We start from the raw sequence: 14,706 nt of genomic DNA on the forward strand, positions 1-14,706 counted from the left end.
CGCGGCGCGACGGCGGCGCCGAGGCGCCGCCGTTGGCGGGACGCTTCACAGCCGATCTGCTTGTCACGGAACCGCAGATCGGCGCGAAGTCATTGTCTTGCCGCGTTTGCGAAGTCTTGCCGCGTTTGCGGACGGCGAACCGGTTTCCACTTCGCCTGGAAACGCGAGGGCCCGATGCGGCGCCGCTACTTCATCAGGTACTTGGCCAGCGCGGCGATCGCCAGCACCACCAGCACCACGATCAGCAGCATCCAGATCCAGCCGAAGCCCATGCCCCAGCCCATTCCGTAACCGTCCATCATCATCGTCGCCTCATCTCGGTTTTTCGTGGGGTGGTCGGCGGCAGGCAACTCACGGCTCGACGCGCGCGCCCTGCCCGGCCAGATCGTCGATGATCGGGCAGTCCGGCCGGTCGTCGCCGTGGCAGGTCTCGACCAGCCGGGTGAGCGTCGCGCGGAGCGCCGCGAGCTCGGTGATCTTGCGGTCGATGGCGCCGATCTTGCCGAGCGCGATCGCCTTGACGTCGCTGCTCGCCCGGTTGTGATCGTCGTAGAGCGACAGCAGCAGCCGGCACTCCTCGATGGTGAAGCCGAGGCTGCGGGCGCGCTGCAGGAAGCGCAGCCTGTGCAGGTCGGCCTCCGAATAGTCGCGATAGCCGTTCGGGGCGCGCGAGGGGCGAATGAGGTCGATCTCCTCATAGTAGCGGATCGTCTTGGGCGGGAGGTTCGCTTCCTCGGCGGCGCGTCCGATGTTCATGACGGTCTTCCTCGTGCTGCGATCGCGCACCGGCCGCCGCAGGGCCGCCGACGCGCCCCCGATATAGGGATTCCAGCAAATGGAAGGTCAAGCGCGGCCCGTGGCGGCACCCCCCTGCGAGCCGGCGGCGCGCCCGGGCATCGCGGCAGCCGCCGCGCGCGGCCCCGCGGCCGGCGGCTGTTCGCGCGGTCCGACGCGTCGGCCGGGCCACGACACCGGGAAGTTGTGGGCCAGCGGCCCGTCGCGCCGCGCCTGCCGCGGGCCGGGCGCGGCCGCGGTTGACGGCCGCGCGCGGCCGGCGCAGGAGTGGCGCGGCCCGCCACGGGGAGCCCCGCCATCGATCTCTTCGCCACAGACGCCGTTTCCGGCCTCGGCATCGCCGCCGTCTACCTCGCCGTCCTCGCCGGCGCCTTCGCCCAGGCCTCGACCGGCATCGGCCTCGGCCTGGTCGCCGCGCCGGTGATGGCCATCGTCGACCCGGCGCTGGTGCCGGGGCCGATCCTGCTGCTCGCCATCGGCCTGTCGGTGATGGTGGCGTGGCGCGACCGCGCCGCCGTCGACCGGCCGGCACTCGCCGCGGCGCTCGCCGGCCGGCTGCCGGCGACCGCGGCCGGCGTGCTGACGGTCGCGGTGCTGCCGGCGGACTGGTTTCTCGCCCTGTTCGCCGCCATCCTGCTCGCCGCCATCGCGCTCAGCGTCGCCGGCTGGCGGGCGCGGCGCACCCGCACCGGCATGGTCGTCGCCGGCGCGGCGTCGGGCTACATGGGCACCGTCACCGGCGTCGGCGCACCGCCGATGGCGATCGTCTTCCAGCACGGCCGCGGCGCGCAGGTGCGCGGCACGCTGGGCGCCTATTTCCTGGTCGGCAGCAGCCTGTCGGTCGTCGCGCTGTGGGCGGTGGTGGGCGGCGCCCGCGCCGACATCCTGGTCGCGCTACAGCTCGCGCCGGCCGTGCTGCTCGGCTACCTGATGTCCTACCCGGCGCGCCGCATCGTCGACGCCGGGCTGCTGCGCCCGGCGATCCTGGTCATCTGCACCGGCTCCGCGCTGGTGCTTTTGGCGCGCGCGCTCGCCTGACGGCGCGCCGCCCCGCCGCCGTTCCGCCTCTCGCGGAAGCGCAGCCCGGCTCGCAGTTGCCGGTCCGGCGCGCTTGCGAATGGCGAGCCAGTCGCCACGCCGCCTGGAAACGCGTCAGCCCGCCCTGCTTGTGTAGGTGTCGGCATAGCGCTCGCGCAGCGCCGCCTTCTGCACCTTGCCCATGGTGTTGCGCGGCAGCGCGTCGACGAAGAAGACGCGCTTGGGCTGCTTGAAGCGGGCGAGCGCCTCGGCCAGGCCGGCGACGACGGCCTGCTCCGTCAGCGCCGGGTCGGCGCGCACCACGACCGCCGTCACGCCCTCGCCGAAGTCGGGATGCGGCAGGCCGATCACCGCGCTCTCGGCCACCCCCGGCAGCGCGTCGATCACGCCCTCCACCTCCTTGGGGTAGACGTTGTAGCCGCCCGAGATCACCAGGTCCTTGGAGCGCCCGACGATCGACACGTAGCCGCGCGCGTCGATCGTGCCGAGATCGCCGGTGATGAAGAAGCCGTTGGCGCGCAGTTCCTCCGCCGTCTTCTCCGGCATCCGCCAGTAGCCGGAAAAGACGTTCGGCCCGCGCACCTCCAGCATGCCGATCTGGCCGTCGGGCAACCGCGCGCCGCTCGCCGGGTCGGTGACGATCACCTCGACGCCGGGCAGCGGAAAGCCGACCGTGCCGGCGCGGCGCTCGCCGTCATAGGGGTTGGAGGTGTTCATGCCGGTCTCGGTCATGCCGTAGCGCTCGAGAATGGCGTGGCCGGTGCGCGCGTGCCAGCGGTCGTGCGTCTCGGCGAGCAGCGGCGCCGAGCCCGAGATGAAGACGCGCATGCCGGCCGCCGCCTGCCGGGTCAGCCCCGGCTCCTCGAGAAGCCGGGTGTAGAAGGTCGGCACGCCCATCAGCGCCGTCGCGCCGGCCGCCATGTCGTCGAGCACGGATTGCGGCTCGAAGCGCTCGCGGAACAGCATCGAGGCGCCGGCCGCCAGCACCACGTTGGTCGCCACGAACAGGCCGTGCGTGTGGAAGATGGGCAGCGCGTGGATCAGCACGTCGTCGGCGGTGAAGCGCCAGTAGTCCTTCAGCGTCAGCGCGTTGGAGGCGAGGTTCTCGTGGCTCATCATGGCGCCCTTGGAGCGCCCGGTGGTGCCGGAGGTGTAGAGGATGGCGGCGAGATCGTCGGGCCCGCGCGGCGTCTCGGCGAAGCCCGCCGCCGTTTCCGGCAGCAGCGCCAGCAGGCTGCCGTGCGCGGCGCCGTCGTCGCGCCACACGCCGAGCGTCTCGAGCCGTGCGCCGGCGGCCTCGGCGACCGGGCGCAGCGCCGCATCGCGCGCCGGGTCGCACACCAGCAGCGCCGGCTCGGCATTGCCGACGAAATACTCGATCTCGGCGGTCGTGTAGCCGGTGTTGAGCGGCAGGATGGCGGCGCCGGCACGGATCGTGCCGAGGATCAGCATCACCGCCTCGATGCTCTTTTCCACCTGCACGGCGACGCGGTCGCCCGGCTTGACGCCGAGCCCGCGCAGCGCCTCGGCGAAGCGCGCCGAGACGGCGTCGACGTCGCCATAGCTGTAGCGGCGCCCGTCGGCCAGGCTGGCGAACGGCCGTTCGGCACGGTCGGCGCGGCCGAGGCCGAGGGCGGCGGAAAGGTGGTTGGTCTCGCTCATGGTCGTCTCCTGTTGCCGGCCGGCATGCTCGTCGTGGAAATCATCGGGCGTGTCGCGTCCTCATGCGGGGTTGCTTTGTGCGGCCGCCGGGCCGGCGTCTCAGGCCGCCGGGCCGAGACCGAGGCGCACGGCGGCGTTGACCAGATGGCTGCGCATCGCCGCGCGGGCGGCGGCCGCGTCGCGGCGGGCGATCGCCTCGCTGACGGCGGCGTGCTCGGCCTGCACCCGCGCGCCCCAGCCGGCGTGACGCGCGGTGTTGTCGCGCGCCACGGCGATCGAGGTGCGGATGCGCGCCGACAGGAAGGTCATGAACTCGTCGAAATAATGGTTCTTCGCGGCGCGGGCGATCGCCATGTGGAAGCCGGCGTCGGCTTCCGCGCCGTCCTCGCCGGCGTCGAGCGCCTGCTGGATACCGGCGAGCGCGGCGCCGATGGCGGCGAGCTCGGCGGCGCCGTGCCGCTCTGCCGCCAGCGCGGCGGCCTCCGCCTCAACGGTGGTGCGCAGCTCGAAGATCAGCGCCAGGTCGTCGCGCGCCAGCGCGCCGCCGGCGATGCGGAAGGTGGTGCCCTGCCCGGTCGCGCCGACGAAGGCGCCGAGGCCCTGGCGGCTGTCGACCAGCCCGTCATACTTCAATTTCGAGATCGCCTCGCGGACCACCGCGCGGCTGACGCCGTAGGAGCGCGCCAGGGCATTCTCCGTCGGCAGCCGGTCGCCGGGCTTCAGCGCGCCCGTCACGATGCTCTCGCGCAGCCGGCCGGCCAGCTCGTCGGCGAGCGGCTGCCGGGGGGCGAGCGGCGCGGCCTGGCGCATCACGGCTCTCCCGTCGTGGCACGGCCGGACCCCGCCCGGCCATCGCCGGCACCATGGAAGATCGTGCCGGGATTCATCAGGCTGCCGGGATCGAGCGCGGCCTTGATCGCCGCCATCTGGTCGCGCGCGACCGGCGGCAGATAGGTGGCGAGCGGCTCGCGGCGGAGCCTGCCGATGCCGTGCTCGGCGCTGAAGCTGCCGCAGTGCCGGGCGACGATGTCGTAGATCAGCGCCGTCAGCGCCGGCGCCGCTTCGAGGAAGCGCGCGCGGTCCTGGCCGGGACCGCTGCACACATTGAAATGAATGTTGCCGTCGCCGACATGGCCGAAGGCGACGACGCGCGCCTCCGGCGCCTGCCGGGCGACCGCCGCGCCCGCCTCCGCGATGAAGGCGGCGACGCGGCTGACCGGCACCGAGACGTCGTGCTTGACGCTCGGCCCGGCGAGCCGCTGCGCCTCCACGCAGGCCTCGCGGATGTGCCACAGGCCGGCGGCCATCCGCTGCGAGCGCGCCACCACGCCGTCGGCCACCGTGCCGTCCTCCAGCGCCTCGCCGAGCCAACCCTCCAGCAGGTCGGCCAGACCGATCGCCGTCTGCCCGGAGCTGACCTCGACCAGCGCATACCAGGGATGCGCCGCCGCCAGCGGATCCTGCGTCTGCGGCACGTGCTCGAGCGCCATGTCGAGGCCGATGCGCGGGATCAGCTCGAAGGCGGACAGGAACTCGTCGAGCCGCTCGCGCGCCGCGGAAAACAGCGCCACCGCCTTGTCGAGGCTGTCGAACGCGACCAGGGCGGTCTCCACCTGGCGGCGCCGCGGGAAGAGCCGCAGGGTCGCCGCGGTGATGATGCCGAGCGTGCCCTCGCCGCCGATGTGGAGCTGCTTCAGGTCGTAGCCGGTGTTGTTCTTGCGCAGGCCGCTGAGGCCGTTCCACACGCGGCCGTCCGGCAGCACGACCTCGAGCCCGAGCACCAGCTCGCGCGCGTTGCCGAAGCGCAGCGTGGCGTTGCCGCCGGCATTGGTGGCGATGTTGCCGCCGATGCGGCACGTGCCCTCGGCGCCCAGGCTGAGCGGGAAGAAGCGGCCGACCGCCGCGGCCGCCGCCTGCACGTCGGCCAGGATGCAGCCGGCCTCCACCGTCATGGTGAAGTCGGCCGCGTCGAGGCGGCGCACGCGGTTCATGCGCTCCAGGCTGACGACGATCTCGCCGCCGCTCTCGTGCGGCGTGGCGCCACCGACGAGGCCGGTGTTGCCGCCCTGCGGGACGAGCGCCACGCCCGCCTCGCGGCACAGCGCCACCACGCCCGCCACGGCGTCCGTGTCGGCCGGCCGCACGACGGCGCGGGCGCGGCCGCGGAAGGCGCCGCGCCAGTCGACCAGATAGGGCGCCATCGCGTCGGCGTCGGCGAGCAGCCCGCCGTCGCCGACGATCCGCGCGATGCGCCCGATCAGCCTGTCCTGCCCGCTCATGCCGTGCCGCATCCCTTCCTGCCGGTTCGCCGCCGCGATGCGCGGCCGCCGCGCCGCCGTGCGCAGCAACGCGACCCGCCCGCGGCCCGCGCCTCGCCACCGGCCGCCCTGTTATCAGCTTGTCAGGTTGTCAGGCAAGATGCGGTTTGCTAACCCTGCCGCCGACCGTCCGGCACCGCATGGCGCCGTTCTGCGCTTCACGGAATCGCAGATCGGCTGCAACTCCTTGTCCTGTCGCGGTTCCGGACGGCGAACCGGTTTCCACGTCGCCTGGAAACGCAACGGCCCGACACGGCCGTGTCGTGCGACGTCGCAGCAAAGAGGCATTTGCCTGTTTCGACACGGAAGACTACAGCATCGGCCTGGCCGCTTTCGTCCGGCGCGACACGCCGCGCTTCACCGGACGCCGAGCGCCGAACCGACCGCCGCAACCACAGCACTGGACACACCGATGGACGCACCCGCCCCCAAGCCCAACTCCGCCGCCGCCCGCGACGTCGCCTACCACCTGCATCCGGCGACCGATCTGCGCCGCCACGAGGAGGTCGGGCCGATGATCATCGAGCGCGGCCGCGGCATCTACGTCACCGACGACACGGGCAAGGACTATATCGAGGGGCTGGCCGGGCTGTGGAGCGTCGCCGTCGGCTTCGGCGAGCAGCGCCTGATCGACCGCGCCGCCGAGCAGATGCGTCAGCTGCCCTATTATCACAGCTTCGCGCACAAGGCGCATCCGGCGGTCATCGACCTGGCCGAGCGGCTGGTCGCCATGACGCCCGAGCGGCTGGAGAAGGCCTTCTTCACCAATTCCGGCTCGGAGGCCAACGACACCGCGATCAAGATGATCTGGTACTACAACAACGCGCTCGGCCGGCCGCAGAAGAAGAAGATCATCTCGCGCCGGCGCGCCTATCACGGCGTCACCATCGCCGCCGGCAGCCTGACCGGCCTGCCGATCAACCACAACGGCTTCGACCTGCCGCTGCCGGGCTTCCTGCACGTGTCGTGCCCGCACCACCTGCACGAGGCCAGGCCCGGCGAGAGCGAGGAGGCCTTCGCCGCGCGCCTGGCCGACGAGCTGGAGGCACTGATCCTGGCCGAGGGCCCCGACACGATCGCCGCCTTCTTCGGCGAGCCGCTGATGGGCGCCGGCGGCGTCGTCGTGCCGCCGGCGACCTACTGGGAGCGCATTCAGGCGGTGCTCAGGAAGCACGACATCCTGCTCGTCGCCGACGAGGTCATCAACGGCTTCGGCCGCACCGGCGCGATGTTCGGCTGCGACACCTTCGGCATCGACCCCGACATCATGGTGCTGTCGAAGCAGATCACCTCGTCCTACGCGCCGCTCGGCGCGCTGGTCGTCAGCGGCCCGGTCTACGAGGCGGTCGCCGACGGCTCGCACGCGCACGGCGCCTTCGGCCACGGCTTCACCGGCTCGGGCCATCCCGTCGCCGTGGCGGTGGCGCTGGAGAACCTCGACATCCTGGCCGAGCGCGACCTGGTGGGCAACGCGGCGCGGCTCAGCCCGCGCTTCTTCGAGCATCTCGACGGCTTCGCCGGCCGCGACATGGTCGCCGAGACGCGCGGCCGCGGCCTGATCGGCGGCATCGAGCTGTCGGCCGAGGCCGCCACCGCCGCCGGCTTCGCCAATGCGGCGGCCGCCACGCGCCGGCTGGCCGAGCTCGCCCAGGAGGAAGGCCTGATCATCCGCGCCATCGGCGAGACGGCGGCGTTCTGCCCGCCGCTGATCATCACCGAGACCGAGATCGACGAGATGTTCGCCCGCTTCACCCGCGCCTTCGACCGGCTGGCCGCCTGACCGGCGGCGGCGGGGCGGTCGCGGCCGCCCCGCCGCAGCGGCGAGAGCCGATCTGCTCACGCAATCGCCGATCGGCTCCAGGGTATCGAGCTGACGCGGTTGCGAACGGCGAACCGGTTTAGACTGCGCCCAAAAGCGCTTTACTGCACCTGCTCTTCCTCGATCTCGGACGGCGTCGCCGCCTGCATGTCGACGTCGAAGGGCTGGCAGTCGCTCATGCATGCCTCGGCCTCGGGCAGCGTGACGGTGTCCATCTGCTCGAAGGCGTCGCGATTGGGCATCTCGACCTGCGGCAGCGACTGCGCGTCCATCACCGCGTCCTGCGGCACCAGCTCGTTGAGGTGCAGCACGTAGGCCGTCACCGCATAGACCTCGTCGGCCGTCAGCGACTGCGGGTTGTCGAACGGCATCGCCCGGTGGACGTAGTCGTAGAGCGTCGTGGCGTAGGGCCAGTAGCTGCCGACCGTCTTCACCGGATCGTCGGTGTCGAGCGTGCCCTTGCCGCCGGCGAGCCGGTCCATCGGGCCGCCGGTGCCGTCGGCGCCATGGCACACGGCGCAGGACTGGGCGAAGATCGTCTCGCCCTCCGACACCGAGCCGCTGCCTTGCGGCAGGTTCTCGCCGTCGGGCGAGATGTCGATGTTCCAGGCACGCAGCAGCTCCTCCGACGGCCGCTCGCCGAGCCCGATGGGCGCCGTCCGCGCCGCCGGCCCGGCCGGCGCGGGCGCATCCGACTGGGCCATGACGGCGACCGGCGCGGCGAGGCCGGCGAGCGCGGCGAAGGCCACGGCCCGGCTAGCTTTGCGCGGCATAGGCATTGGTCACCTCCCCGTTCGCGCCGATCTTCCAAGGCGCGATGGCGTTGTAGTGGTAGACGTAGTTGGTGCCGCGCGCCTCCAGCAGCGCCTCGCGCGTCGGCTGCACATAGCCGGTCTCGTCGGTCACCCGGCTGGCGATCACCGTCGGCGCGCCGTCCCAGCGCCACGGCAGCCGGAAGCGCGTCATCGCCTTGGGCAGCGGCTCGCCGTCGAGCTGCGCCTGCTGCCAGGAGCGGCCGCCGTCGACGGTGACGTCGACGCGGCGCACCCGCCCCGCCCCCGACCAGGCGACGCCCGAGATCTCGAGCGGCCCGGGACCGCCGGCGATCGTGCCGCCGGCCGCCGGCCGGGTGATCACCGACTTGGCCTGCATGGTGAAGGTGAACTGGCGCGACGTGCCGTCCGGCATCAGGTCGGTGTACTTCGAGGTTTCCTCGCGCGTCATGAACGGCCGCTCGGCCACCTTCAGCCGGCGCAGCCACTTGATGCTCATGTTGCCCTCGTAGCCGGGCAGCATCAGCCGCACTGGGTAGCCCTGCTCGGGCCGCAGCATCTCGCCGTTCTGGCCGAAGGCGATCAGCGCGTCGTCGAGCGCCTTCTCGATCGGCACGGAGCGCGTCATGCCGGCGCCGTCGGCGCCCTCGGCGAGGACCCATTTGCCCTCCGGCCGCACACCCGCCTCGTCGAGCAGCGTCGACAGCCTGACGCCGGTCCACTCGACGCAGGAGACCAGCCCGTGCGAGGTCTGCACGCTGGCGGCGGGGCTGGCGTACTCGCTGAGCGAGTTGCCCGAGCACTCGAGGAAATGGATCACCGAGACGGCGGGAAAGCGCATCAGGTCGTTCATGGTGAAGACCAGCGGCCGCTCGACCAGGCCGTGCAGCATCAGCCTGTGCGCGTCGGGATCGATCGCCGGCACGCCGTTGTGGTGGCGCTCGTAGAACAGGCCGTTCGGCGTGATGATGCCGTGCAGGTCCTGCAGCGGCGTGAAGCTCCACGACGACAGCGCCGTCGGCGTCAGGTCGGTGGCGCGCCGCACCACGTCCTCCTCGAAGCGCGACGGCACGCCATAGGGCGGCGACAGGATCGGCTCGCCCTGCTGCAGCATGGATTCGGGCACCAGCGGCCCGGCGGCCTGGGCGAGCGCCGGGCGCGTAAGCACCGCCGGACCGGCGAGCGCCGCGCCGCCGAGACCGGCCGCGGCAAGCAGCCGCCGCCGGCTCCGATCGACCGGGGCGTGGTCGTCAGATTTCGTCATCGCCTCCTCCTTGTCTGGCTGTGGATGGCGGCCGCGCGCGCGGCAGCCACCGCAACACCAACGGCGGCACGATGCAGAAGTTCCCAAGGCGGGGAGAACGGCCGGCCGGCGGCCTGCGTCGGGCCCCGGATGCGTCCGGCCCCGGGCGGGAGCCGGACGCGCGGGATGCCGAAGCGGCGGCTACGAGCCGTCGCGCACGACCGCGAGCGTGCCCTTCATGCCGGCCTGGTAGTGGCCGGGCACGTTGCAGGCGAACTCGAAGCTGCCCGGCTCGGAGAACGTCCAGATGATCTCGCCGGTCGCGCCCGGCTCGAGCAGCACGGCGTTGGCGTCGTCATGCGCCATGCCGCCGTCCGGCTCGCCCATCATGGCCGTCATCTCCCGACGGTGCGCGGCCTGGGTGGCCGCATCGCCGATGGTGAAGTCGTGCACGATGGCGCTGCCGTTCTCGATGACGAAGCGCACGGTCTCGCCGGCTTTCACCTCGAGCCGGTCGGCGCCGTAGCTCATGCCGTCGACGGCAAGCCGCACGGTGCGGTCGACTGCCGAAGCCTCGCCCGGTTCGCCGAACGCCGTCTGGCCGTGGCCGGGAGACGCATCGGCCGCCGTGAGGCTCAAGGGCGGGCCGGCGAGCGCGGCGAGGCAGGCGGCGGTGAGGACTGTGCGGGGTTTTCTGTCGAACATGTGTCTCTCGTCTCTTGATCTCGTTGGGTCTCGGCCGTGCCGACGGCGGCGGAAGCCGTTTGGCGGGATTGCGCCGGCGGCACGCGATGCGCGATCAGCCGGTTCGCGGCACCGGCGGGTCGGGGGCGAGCGATGCCGGGCGAAGGTCCTGCGCGCGCGCCGACGCGGGTCGCGCGGCGCGGCCGGCGGGGCCGGCCGGGCCGCCGCTCCGCGGCATCGGCGCCAGCGCGTGTCCGCACGGCTGGACCAGCGGGCAGTGCGCCGCGCCGCCTGCCGTCCCGCGGTGCCCGAGGTGCGACGCCGGCCCGGCCGCCGGCGAAGCGGCGGCATCACCGGGCGCCGCGGCCGGGACGGTCGATACGGCGGCGAGCAGCGCCAGCAGCAGCAGAGCCACCGGCGCCAGCCGGCTTCGGCGAAGATGCACGTGTCCCCCTTCGGCACCTCTTGCGGGACGCTGCGCAGAACACAGGAATTTGGTGGGAATTTGAAACGCCGCGCCGCCGCGACCGCCGTCAGTCGACCAGGTGGCAGGCGACCTGGTGGCCGGGCGCGTGCGCGCGCAGCACCGGCGCCTCGGCATGGCAGCGCGGCTGGGCGAGCGGGCAGCGCGAGGCGAAGCGGCAGCCCGGCGGCAGGTCGACCGGGCTCGGCGGCTCGCCGGCCGAGCTGCGGACCGGCGAGCGGGTGCCGCCGGCCGGCTCGACCCGCGGCACGGCGGCGATCAGCGCCTTGGTGTAGGGGTGCTGCGGACGGGCGAACAGGGTGTGCCGGTCGGCCTGCTCCACGACGCGGCCGAGATACATGACCGCCACCTCGTCGCAGATGCGCTGCACGATGCCGAGATTGTGCGAGATGAACAGATAGGTCAGCCCGAACTCCTGCTTGAGCTCGCGCATCAGGTTGAGGATCTGCGCCTGGATGGCGACGTCGAGCGCGGAGACCGGCTCGTCGCACACCACGATGGCCGGCCGCGTGGCGAGCGCCCGGGCGATGCCGATGCGCTGCCGCTGGCCGCCGGAGAACTGGTGCGGGAACAGCGACATGTGCTCCGGCTGCAGGCCGACGCGCTCGAACAGCTCGGCCACGTGCCGGTCGCGCCAGGCGGCGTCGCCGATGCCGATCAGGTCGAGCGGCTCGCGCACCGCCGCGCCGACCCGGCGGCGCGGGTTGAGCGAGGAATACGGGTCCTGGAAGATGATCTGGATGCGCTTGCGCAGCTCGCGCAGCGCCGGCCCGTCGCGCTCGGTGATGTCCTCGCCGTCGATCCAGATGCGCCCGCCGGTCGCCTCCTGCAGCCGCATGATGGCGAGCGCGGTGGTCGTCTTGCCGGAGCCGCTCTCGCCGACGATGCCGAAGGTGGTGCCGCGCCTGACGGTGATCGACACGCCGTCGACGGCGTGCACGACGGCGGGCTTGGCGAACGGCGAGCGGCGGCGCAGCGGGAAGCGGACCTCCAGCTCCTCGGTGCGGATCGCGGCGGGCGTCTCGGGCGTGGCGGTCATTGGCGGGCCCCGATCGGGTCTTTCCAGCAGGCGCTGCGCCAGCCCGGCGCGCCGGCGAGCGGCGGCGCGGCCTCCGCGCAGTGCCGGTCGGCGAGCGGACAGCGCGGCGCGAAGGCGCAGCCGTGCCTGCGGTCGGCCAGCTCCGGCACCGTTCCGGCAATCGCCGGCAGCTCCGGCCATTCGTCGAAGGTGCGGTCGGCCATGTGCGGGATGCAGGCGATCAGCCCGCGCGTGTAGGGGTGGCGCGGCGCCGTCAGGATGTCGCCGACCGGCCCCTCCTCGACGACGCGGCCGGCATACATGACCACCACCCGGTCGGCCATCTCGGCCACCGCGCCCATGTCGTGCGTGATCATCATGATCGCGGTGCCGAGCCGCGCCTGCATGGCGCGCAGCACGTCGAAGATCTGCGCCTGCACGGTGACGTCGAGGGCGGTCGTCGGCTCGTCGGCGATCAGCAGGCCGGGATCGCCGGCCAGCGCCATGGCGATCATCACGCGCTGGCGCTTGCCGCCGGAAAGCTGGTGCGGGTATTCGCGCAGATGCCGCTCGGGATCGGGGATGCCGACCGCGCCGAGCAGTTCGCCGGCCCGCGCCATCGCCCGGCGCCTGGGCATGGCCTCGTTCTTGCGGATGCTTTCGACGATCTGGTCGCCGACCGTGTAGAGCGGATTGAGCGACGTCATCGGGTCCTGGAAGATCATCGCCAGCTCGCTGCCGCGCATGGCGCGCCGCCGCCGCTCGCTGGCGCGCAGCATGCTCTCGCCGGCGACCTCGATCTCGCCGGCCGTGATGCGCAGCGCCGGCGACGGCATGAGCTGCATGACCGCCAGCGCCGTCATGCTCTTGCCGCAGCCCGATTCGCCAACGATGCCGAGCGTCTGGCCGCGTGGCAGCTCGAAGCTGACGCCGTCGAGGATCCTGCCGACGCCGCCGAGCTCGACGGTCAGGTCGTGGACCCGCAGGGCCGGGCTCGCCATCCTAGCGCTCCCTCAGATTGGGGTTGAAGGCGTCGTTGAGGCCGTCGCCGATCAGGCTCAGGCCAAGCACGGTGACGAACACCGCGAAGCCGGGAAAGGTGACCGTCCACCAGCCGTCGATGATGTATTCGCGGTTGGCGCCGATGATCAGCCCCCAGCTCATCACGTTGGGGTCGCCGAGGCCGAGGAAGCTGAGGCCGGCCTCGAACAGGATCGCCATGCCGACGACGAGCGCGGCCGAGACGATGAGCGGCGGCGCGGCGTTCGGCAGGATGACCCGCCAGATCAGATAGCCGTCGCCGCCGCCGCCCGAACGCGTCGCCGCGACGTAGCCGAGCGGCTTGATCTTGAGGAACTCCGCGCGCGTCAGCCGGGCCATGGCCGGCCAGCTCACCAGGCCGATGGCAAACGCGATGATCGGGATCGACGGCGTGAACAGCGTCACCAGCGCCATGGCGAACAGCAGCGGCGGCAGCACCTGGAAGAACTCCGTCAGGCGCATCAGCAGGCCGTCGATGCGGCCGCCCCAGTAGCCGGCGCTGGCGCCGATGACGATGCCGATGGTCACCGTCATCGCCGCCGCCGCGCCGCCGACGAACAGCGTCACCCGGGCGCCGTGGACGATGCCGGCGAGCAGGTCGCGGCCGAGATAGTCGCTGCCGAGCGGCACCGCGGCGTCGTGCAGCGGCGGGGTGAGCGGTGCGCTGACGATCTCGAACGGGTCGACCGGATAGACGAACGGGCCGATCGCGGCGAGCGCGACCACCAGGGTCAGGAGCACCAGGCCGAGGACGCCGGCCTTGTTGCGGGCGAAGGCGGCGCGCGCCTCGCGCAGCGGCGAGGACGGCTTCTTTGCGGCGGCTTGCGGACGGTCGGCTGTCATCGGGCTTATCCGCTACCGGATGCGGGGATCGACGAGGCGATAGACGATGTCGGTCAGCATGTTGATGAGGATCACCATGACCGCCGAGAACGACAGGATGCCGAGCAGCGTCGGGTAGTCGCGGCGCAGCACCGATTCGTAGGCCAGCGTGCCGAGCCCCGGCCAGTTGAACACCGTCTCGACCAGCACCGAGCCGGACAGGATCTGGCCGAGCTGCAGGCCGGCGATGGTGATGACCGGCAGGATGGCGTTGCGCAGCGCATGCTTGCCGATGATGACCCGGTCGCTCAGCCCCTTGGCGCGGGCGGTGCGCACATAGTCCGACTTCAGCACCTCCAGCATGCTGGCCCGGCACAGCCGCGAATACTGCGCCATGTAGATGACGCCCAGCGTGAAGGCGGGCAGCACCAGATGGTGCGCGACGTCGAGCGCGCGCACCAGCGGCCCGCCGAACACGGTGATGTCGCGCATGTTGGAGATCGGAAAGATCGGCAGCACGGCGCCGAACACGATGATCAGCATCATGCCGGTCCAGAACACCGGCGCCGAATAGCCGACCAGCGAGATGACGGTGATCGCGTGGCTGAGCAGGCCGTCGGGCTTGAGCGCCGACATCACGCCGAGCAGGACGCCGACGACGATGGCGAAGGTCAGCCCGGTGAACAGCAGCAGCAGGGTCGGGCCGAGCCGCTCGAGGATGAGATCGATCACCGGCACGTTGTAATAGTAGGAATAGCCGAGGTCGCCGGTTGCGACCTTGCCCAGATAGCGCAGGAGCTGCACGTGCAGCGGCTGGTCGAGGCCGTAGCCGCGGCGGATCTCGGCCAGGATCTCCTCGCTGACGCCGCCCATCTCGCCGGCGATCACCGCCGCCGGGTCGCCCGGCGCGACGTGGATCATCAGGAAGTTGAGCACGATCACGCACAGCAGCAGCGTGGCTGCCGAGGCCAGCCGTCCGCCCAGGACGCTCATCGCATGCATCACGCGG

Annotated in this window: 14 protein-coding genes; 2 read left to right on the forward strand and 12 right to left on the reverse strand. The window is 72.3% G+C overall.

What is annotated here, in order from left to right:
- Nucleotides 1-351: 351 nt before the first annotated feature.
- Nucleotides 352-756, reverse strand: coding sequence for a Cu(I)-responsive transcriptional regulator (gene cueR, locus N1F89_RS07730; RefSeq protein WP_290083074.1), 405 nt, complete (start codon nt 754-756; stop codon nt 352-354).
- A gap of 306 nt (nt 757-1,062) precedes the next feature.
- On the opposite strand from cueR, the gene N1F89_RS07735 reads away from it, so the two are divergent.
- Nucleotides 1,063-1,833, forward strand: a complete 771-nt coding sequence (locus N1F89_RS07735) for a sulfite exporter TauE/SafE family protein (protein ID WP_290083076.1) — start codon at nt 1,063-1,065, stop codon at nt 1,831-1,833.
- Between the two features lie 114 nt (nt 1,834-1,947).
- Here the strand turns inward: N1F89_RS07735 and N1F89_RS07740 are convergent, their stop codons facing one another.
- The 3 genes from N1F89_RS07740 to N1F89_RS07750 form a co-directional block, all read right to left on the reverse strand.
- Nucleotides 1,948-3,495, reverse strand: a complete 1,548-nt coding sequence (locus tag N1F89_RS07740) for a malonyl-CoA synthase (protein ID WP_290083078.1) — start codon at nt 3,493-3,495, stop codon at nt 1,948-1,950.
- Nucleotides 3,496-3,594: 99 nt separating this feature from the next.
- Nucleotides 3,595-4,305, reverse strand: a complete 711-nt coding sequence (locus N1F89_RS07745; RefSeq protein WP_290083079.1) for an FCD domain-containing protein — start codon at nt 4,303-4,305, stop codon at nt 3,595-3,597.
- The gene (locus tag N1F89_RS07750; protein WP_290083081.1) at nt 4,305-5,774 is read right to left on the reverse strand and encodes an FAD-binding oxidoreductase; all 1,470 of its coding nucleotides are present in this window, start codon (nt 5,772-5,774) and stop codon (nt 4,305-4,307) included. Before N1F89_RS07750 ends, N1F89_RS07745 begins: the two co-directional genes overlap by 1 nt.
- Before the next feature lie 451 nt (nt 5,775-6,225).
- Between N1F89_RS07750 and N1F89_RS07755 the strand changes: the two genes are divergently transcribed.
- Entirely contained in the window at nt 6,226-7,593 is a 1,368-nt protein-coding gene (locus tag N1F89_RS07755) for an aspartate aminotransferase family protein (RefSeq protein WP_290083082.1), read from the forward strand.
- A 140-nt stretch (nt 7,594-7,733) separates the two neighbouring features.
- Here N1F89_RS07755 and N1F89_RS07760 read toward each other — a convergent pair whose 3' ends face one another.
- The 8 genes from N1F89_RS07760 to N1F89_RS07795 all read right to left on the reverse strand — a co-directional run bounded on the left by N1F89_RS07760 (nt 7,734) and on the right by N1F89_RS07795 (nt 14,690).
- A complete protein-coding gene (locus N1F89_RS07760; RefSeq protein ID WP_290083084.1) occupies nt 7,734-8,411 on the reverse strand; it encodes a cytochrome c in 678 nt (225 codons plus the stop codon).
- The gene (gene soxC / locus N1F89_RS07765; RefSeq protein ID WP_290083085.1) at nt 8,389-9,669 is read right to left on the reverse strand and encodes a sulfite dehydrogenase; all 1,281 of its coding nucleotides are present in this window, start codon (nt 9,667-9,669) and stop codon (nt 8,389-8,391) included. The genes N1F89_RS07760 and soxC overlap by 23 nt, the downstream gene beginning before the upstream one ends.
- A gap of 180 nt (nt 9,670-9,849) precedes the next feature.
- A complete protein-coding gene (locus N1F89_RS07770; RefSeq protein WP_290083087.1) occupies nt 9,850-10,353 on the reverse strand; it encodes a cupredoxin family protein in 504 nt (167 codons plus the stop codon).
- 94 nt (nt 10,354-10,447) lie between these two features.
- Nucleotides 10,448-10,747: a hypothetical protein gene (locus tag N1F89_RS07775; protein WP_290083089.1), complete on the reverse strand. Its 300-nt coding sequence runs from the start codon at nt 10,745-10,747 to the stop codon at nt 10,448-10,450.
- Nucleotides 10,748-10,865: 118 nt separating this feature from the next.
- The gene (locus tag N1F89_RS07780) at nt 10,866-11,855 is read right to left on the reverse strand and encodes an oligopeptide/dipeptide ABC transporter ATP-binding protein (protein WP_290083090.1); all 990 of its coding nucleotides are present in this window, start codon (nt 11,853-11,855) and stop codon (nt 10,866-10,868) included.
- A complete protein-coding gene (locus tag N1F89_RS07785; protein WP_290083091.1) occupies nt 11,852-12,835 on the reverse strand; it encodes an ABC transporter ATP-binding protein in 984 nt (327 codons plus the stop codon). Before N1F89_RS07785 ends, N1F89_RS07780 begins: the two co-directional genes overlap by 4 nt.
- Before the next feature lies 1 nt (nt 12,836).
- Complete coding sequence (locus tag N1F89_RS07790) at nt 12,837-13,718, reverse strand: ABC transporter permease (RefSeq protein WP_290083092.1); 882 nt, start codon at nt 13,716-13,718, stop codon at nt 12,837-12,839.
- Between the two features lie 12 nt (nt 13,719-13,730).
- Entirely contained in the window at nt 13,731-14,690 is a 960-nt protein-coding gene (locus tag N1F89_RS07795) for an ABC transporter permease (RefSeq protein ID WP_354670313.1), read from the reverse strand.
- Between the last annotated feature and the right edge of the window lie 16 nt (nt 14,691-14,706).

It is taken from the genome of Aquibium sp. A9E412 (assembly GCF_030398335.1).
Taxonomy (GTDB): domain Bacteria; phylum Pseudomonadota; class Alphaproteobacteria; order Rhizobiales; family Rhizobiaceae; genus A9E412.

Coding starts and splice junctions, on each gene's coding strand:
- cueR (WP_290083074.1), bottom strand. CDS start 756: ATGAACATCGGACGCGCCGCCGAGGAAGCGAACCTCCCGCCCAAGACG.
- N1F89_RS07740 (WP_290083078.1), bottom strand. CDS start 3,495: ATGAGCGAGACCAACCACCTTTCCGCCGCCCTCGGCCTCGGCCGCGCC.
- N1F89_RS07745 (WP_290083079.1), bottom strand. CDS start 4,305: ATGCGCCAGGCCGCGCCGCTCGCCCCCCGGCAGCCGCTCGCCGACGAG.
- N1F89_RS07750 (WP_290083081.1), bottom strand. CDS start 5,774: ATGAGCGGGCAGGACAGGCTGATCGGGCGCATCGCGCGGATCGTCGGC.
- N1F89_RS07755 (WP_290083082.1), top strand. CDS start 6,226: ATGGACGCACCCGCCCCCAAGCCCAACTCCGCCGCCGCCCGCGACGTC.
- N1F89_RS07760 (WP_290083084.1), bottom strand. CDS start 8,411: ATGCCTATGCCGCGCAAAGCTAGCCGGGCCGTGGCCTTCGCCGCGCTC.
- soxC (WP_290083085.1), bottom strand. CDS start 9,669: ATGACGAAATCTGACGACCACGCCCCGGTCGATCGGAGCCGGCGGCGG.
- N1F89_RS07770 (WP_290083087.1), bottom strand. CDS start 10,353: ATGTTCGACAGAAAACCCCGCACAGTCCTCACCGCCGCCTGCCTCGCC.
- N1F89_RS07780 (WP_290083090.1), bottom strand. CDS start 11,855: ATGACCGCCACGCCCGAGACGCCCGCCGCGATCCGCACCGAGGAGCTG.
- N1F89_RS07785 (WP_290083091.1), bottom strand. CDS start 12,835: ATGGCGAGCCCGGCCCTGCGGGTCCACGACCTGACCGTCGAGCTCGGC.
- N1F89_RS07790 (WP_290083092.1), bottom strand. CDS start 13,718: ATGACAGCCGACCGTCCGCAAGCCGCCGCAAAGAAGCCGTCCTCGCCG.
- N1F89_RS07795 (WP_354670313.1), bottom strand. CDS start 14,690: ATGAGCGTCCTGGGCGGACGGCTGGCCTCGGCAGCCACGCTGCTGCTG.